Source organism: Serratia sp. H1w (assembly GCF_000633355.1).
Lineage (GTDB): Bacteria > Pseudomonadota > Gammaproteobacteria > Enterobacterales > Enterobacteriaceae > Chania.
This window is the reverse complement of sequence record NZ_AYMQ01000216.1, coordinates 1-4,091: the sequence shown is the minus strand read 5'-3', so window position 1 is coordinate 4,091 and position 4,091 is coordinate 1. Positions and strand designations below refer to the sequence as shown.

Sequence of the window (4,091 nt, the reverse complement as noted above, 5' to 3'; positions counted from 1 at the left end):
GTATTAGTTGACCACTACAATACCGACAGACTCACATCACCGTGCCATCAACGCAAACACGTCCCAGCCAAGGAACTCACACGCATAGTTAACACGCAAAATAACGTATGCTACAATGTATGTTGAAATGATTATTTTAATGTACGTGGCTAGGTAAATTATGGAACGCATTCTTGCTGAAAAGTCGATTAATATCACAGAGTTGAGAAAAAATCCGGCTAAGTATTTTATTGATGAACCTGTTGCCGTACTTTCTAACAACCGGCCCGCAGGCTACATGGTTAGTGCCAAGGTTTTTGAGGCGCTGATCGATCTGCTGGAAGAGAAGCAGGGCAAGGGGCACATCGCAGCACGCTTCAGACCAACGGCTGAACGTTTACAAGATATTGCTGATAATGGGCAACAACTGCTGCAAAACGTCACTGACAAGGAGCTGACCGAGTTCACGGAATGAGCATCAGGATTTTCAAGTCTGCGCTGATCCGCCAACAATTGAGCCAACAGGAGCTTGATGATTTAGAAACGGATTTCCTGTCCTATAAAAAGGATGGGGTGTTGCCAGATGTGTTTGGCCGTGATGCGCGATATGATGACGATCGCACCTACCCGCTGGTAAAAGAAGAGCAGGTAGCTCACATCCACCTTAGCGATGCGGATGCACCTTTTCCCAGCTACCTACGTCAGTTCAAGAGAACCAGCGATCGGGCACATCTGGTTTATTGCCAAGGTGCGATGGATCCCGATGCCTACCTATTGATTATCATTTTAAAACCCGAGGCGCATAAGATGGCTCGAAACAACAATCATATGCACAAGATCGGACTAATGGCTGAAGCGTTCAGAATGAAGTATTGAACTGATTCAAATTATGCCCCATCTTTCGATGGGGCATTGTTTTATTCGCAGAAATAGCTTCACCGTGCCATCAACGCAAACACTCCCCAGCCAAGGTACTCACGTGTATAGGCCACATGGCGTTTAGGCGCTGTCGTTAACTGCGTCCGGACTTCCTCTACCATATCATCATCGGGGTTGGACTCTAGCCACCGGCGCATAGTCAGCCACATAGCGGCTACGTATCTGTCCCAGCCCTCCTGATCTGCCAGCACCATTTCCACCACGTCGTAACCGAGCGTGCCGAATGAGGAGACAAGTTCAGGGAGGGTGAGAAAGTCGGAAAGGGCCGTGGCTCCGCACTCTATGGCGATCTCTTCCGTCGCTGGCAACTGACGCCAGTAAGGCTCACCGATAAGCAGGATCCCGCCTGACTTGAGGCTCTTGCTCAACAGTTCCATCGTGCCAGCGACGCCTCCTCCAATCCAGGTAGCCCCGACGCAGGCCGCTACGTCGCATTTTTTTTCAGTTACGTAACCGGAGGCATCGTTATGAATAAACTCGATGCGCTCGGCGACGCCAAGCTCGTCGGCCCGCAGTTTGGCCTGTTGGGTAAATAACGGGCTCATGTCGATGCCGGTACCGGTAATGGTGTAATCGCGTGCCCAGGTGCAGAGCATCTCACCCGAGCCGCTACCGAGGTCGAGCACTCGCATGCCCGGTTCCATCCGTAACGCTGCGCCGAGGATCGCGAACTTCTCTGGCGTGAAGGGGTTATGGATGCGGTGAGCACTTTCGCAAATAGTAAAAATACGTGGGATATCCAATTTTAAATTCCTTTCACAGATGAGTACGTTAAGGGATTAGCTGCAAACATCGGGCAATTACTCACGCCAATGTTCCGGCTTCATCAATGCTTGCGCACACCGAATATGGCCAGTCTGGCTTAGTGGTTCAGCCGAAAGTGATTGCAGCATCCAGCAAGCTTTATGTTGTTCCGGGATGGGATAAGGAGCGGAATAACCTTTGTCTCCCGCACCGGGTTCAAATCCATACCGGGGATAATAGGTTGCATGGCCGAGAACAAAGACCATCCGACATCCCATCGTCTTGAGATGCTCGATGCCGCTGCGGATTAGCAATCCGCCCACGCCCATTCCCTGGTATTCCGGGATCACCGCCAGCGGTGCGAGGATATGCATCATGGGTGAGTCACTCTTCCCGTTGAATGTCGCCAGGGTAAACAGGATATGCCCGATGGCTTTCCCGTTGTGTCTGGCCATCAGAGATAACGGCGGGTGAGCGGTTTCGTCGCCAAGTAAATCCGCAACCAGATCGGCCTCTTTACTGAAGCCAAATGCTGTGGTTTCAACCTTGCGAATGTCGTCGGCATCGCATTCAGTGGTGATGTGAATGGTGAAGTTGCTGTGTGTCATAACACTCTCCTTAGCGATTATCCAACTGGGCGCAAATGTTGCGCAGCCCAGTGGTTTTAATACGGTATGGTTAGCCCTGGACGGACTATTTCTTCTCCGCCAACAGGGCAAACAATTTTCCGGCGAACGTCTGGCTGACTGGCCATGCAGCGCTATCCGGGCCAGGGAGCGCGGTGAAACCGCAATCACTGATAAGGTTGAGATATTCCTCATCGTGCCAGGCCGTCATTTGGTTACCAAAACGAGTGGTGTTACCACTTTCCTCTATGGCCCAGAATAACGTTGAGCTGGTTTGGGTCTCTTCATCCCAGGTATGTTCCGTCAACAGCAAGTGGGGTCTGGCGAGAAACAGCCCCTGTGGGCAGCGTTGCCAGGCCGGTGCTGCCATACCCTGGCGTTTGATTTCATCGAAGGTATGTACTTCTGTGAGCAGTTTTCCCCCAGAAACCAACCACTGTGCGCAGTGGCTGAGTAAGGCACGTGCATCCCGCGCGCTGAAGACGTTCAACTCACCAAAGGTCATCATAATGAAATCAAACTGCTGAGCCGGGGAGTACGCCCGTACGTCCTGTTGCAGATACTCAATATCCAGTCCTGCCGTCTGTGCTTGCTGACGGGCATAATTGATTGATGCCGGTGAGAAATCCACGCCAGTGCAGTGAAAGCCGTGCTCTGCAAGCATGTGAGTGTAAAAGCCGGGCCCGCAGCCGAGATCGAGAATGCGTGCCCCTGCATGGAGCTGGCTGGTGATCCATGTCACCTGTTGTTCAATGACCGGCAGTTTGCGGCTGGCCCAGTCATGCTCCTGCGACAGATGATTCTCGAGCATTCGTTGGCTGAAGCCCGCATCATCCCAGGGGATTTTGCTTTCCTCTGGCAACAGTTTTAGGGGATGCGAGCCAGAAATAATCGTGTTGATATCCATGACGGTGTCCTTAGCGGTTGTCCAACTGGGCACGAACGTTGTTCAGTCCGCTGGTGTTAATGCGGTACGGTTGGCCCTTGACGGACTTGATCAGTTTTTTGGTTTTGAGTTTTTTGAACACGGCGAGCGTGCAGTCGCTGAGCAACAGCCCTTCACGGCTATAGCATTCAACGGAGGTGACGCGGCCGGATGAATCGCGGACGTGCGCAATACGTCCACCTTTGGCGAGAACGTGTAAGGTACGTTGTTCCTGACGGGATAAATTCATGCTGAAAAACCTGTTAATCATCATATGCAAAACGTGCAAACACACAGCGGTGTCCGCATTCGATTTCGGCGCATTGATAATCAGTCCGGCCTGAAAAGGTCGGGAAGCTGATTATCGGATGATTACATTCTCCAGCATCAAAGCCTCGGTATGAGTTGAAAGGGTTTTACGAGCTGCATGATAACACGCAGTGTCTGTAAGGGAATAATCCAGCCTGAAAAGTGTGAACTGGAAAGGGTTCCTGGTAGCGTTGGTGCCGGGCTATGCCATCTTTCAACGAGAACTGGAGGGGGCTTGTTAAACGCTTTGCAGGTGAGATACTCTACTTTCCAGGTGGCATGGTTTTGTGCTTTAAGGATGATTAACATGAAAAAGCAGCTATTTTCTCTGGGGTTGATTTTACTTGCTGCATCTTCTTCTGCTATGGCGGTAGATGGGTACAAGGGCGTTAAATTTGGTGCTAGCTTCAACGAATTGAATGCGGCCAAGATGTGCACATGGGTAAAAAACAAGGATGATATCAAAGGGGTGACTTCGTATTTCTGTGATGATTTTAAATTTTCAGGAAAAAGATCAAACGCAGCGGCCTTTTTTATCAACGGGAAATTTGGGTCAAGTATTCAATGTG

Annotated in this window: 3 protein-coding genes and 4 pseudogenes; 3 read left to right on the top strand and 4 right to left on the bottom strand. The window is 50.7% G+C overall.

All coding sequences use genetic code 11. From position 1 onward, the window contains the following. Positions 1 to 160 precede the first annotated feature (160 nt). Both yafN and U869_RS0128900 read left to right on the top strand, forming a co-directional pair. Positions 161 to 454: a type I toxin-antitoxin system antitoxin YafN gene (gene yafN, locus U869_RS0128905; RefSeq protein ID WP_025122454.1), complete on the top strand. Its 294-nt coding sequence runs from the start codon at positions 161 to 163 to the stop codon at positions 452 to 454. Then, positions 451 to 855: a type II toxin-antitoxin system YafO family toxin gene (locus U869_RS0128900; RefSeq protein WP_037408941.1), complete on the top strand. Its 405-nt coding sequence runs from the start codon at positions 451 to 453 to the stop codon at positions 853 to 855. Before yafN ends, U869_RS0128900 begins: the two co-directional genes overlap by 4 nt. A gap of 59 nt (positions 856 to 914) precedes the next feature. Here U869_RS0128900 and U869_RS0128895 read toward each other — a convergent pair. The 4 genes and pseudogenes from U869_RS0128895 to U869_RS0128880 all read right to left on the bottom strand — a co-directional run. Continuing rightward, a pseudogene (locus U869_RS0128895) lies at positions 915 to 1,673 on the bottom strand (cyclopropane-fatty-acyl-phospholipid synthase family protein); the annotation flags it as partial. Positions 1,674 to 1,722: 49 nt separating this feature from the next. Continuing rightward, a pseudogene (locus U869_RS0128890) lies at positions 1,723 to 2,270 on the bottom strand (GNAT family N-acetyltransferase). A gap of 91 nt (positions 2,271 to 2,361) precedes the next feature. Continuing rightward, a pseudogene (locus U869_RS0128885) lies at positions 2,362 to 3,195 on the bottom strand (class I SAM-dependent methyltransferase); the annotation flags it as partial. 10 nt (positions 3,196 to 3,205) lie between these two features. Continuing rightward, positions 3,206 to 3,463, bottom strand: a complete 258-nt coding sequence (locus tag U869_RS0128880; protein ID WP_025122450.1) for a YjhX family toxin — start codon at positions 3,461 to 3,463, stop codon at positions 3,206 to 3,208. Positions 3,464 to 3,829: 366 nt separating this feature from the next. Between U869_RS0128880 and U869_RS0128875 the strand changes: the two are divergent. Further along, positions 3,830 to 4,091 (top strand): annotated as a pseudogene (locus tag U869_RS0128875) (hypothetical protein); the annotation flags it as partial.

Excerpts from the sequence above, each read along its gene's own strand:
- U869_RS0128880 (WP_025122450.1), bottom strand. The coding sequence starts at position 3,463 with ATGAATTTATCCCGTCAGGAACAACGTACCTTACACGTTCTCGCCAAA.
- U869_RS0128900 (WP_037408941.1), top strand. The coding sequence starts at position 451 with ATGAGCATCAGGATTTTCAAGTCTGCGCTGATCCGCCAACAATTGAGC.
- yafN (WP_025122454.1), top strand. The coding sequence starts at position 161 with ATGGAACGCATTCTTGCTGAAAAGTCGATTAATATCACAGAGTTGAGA.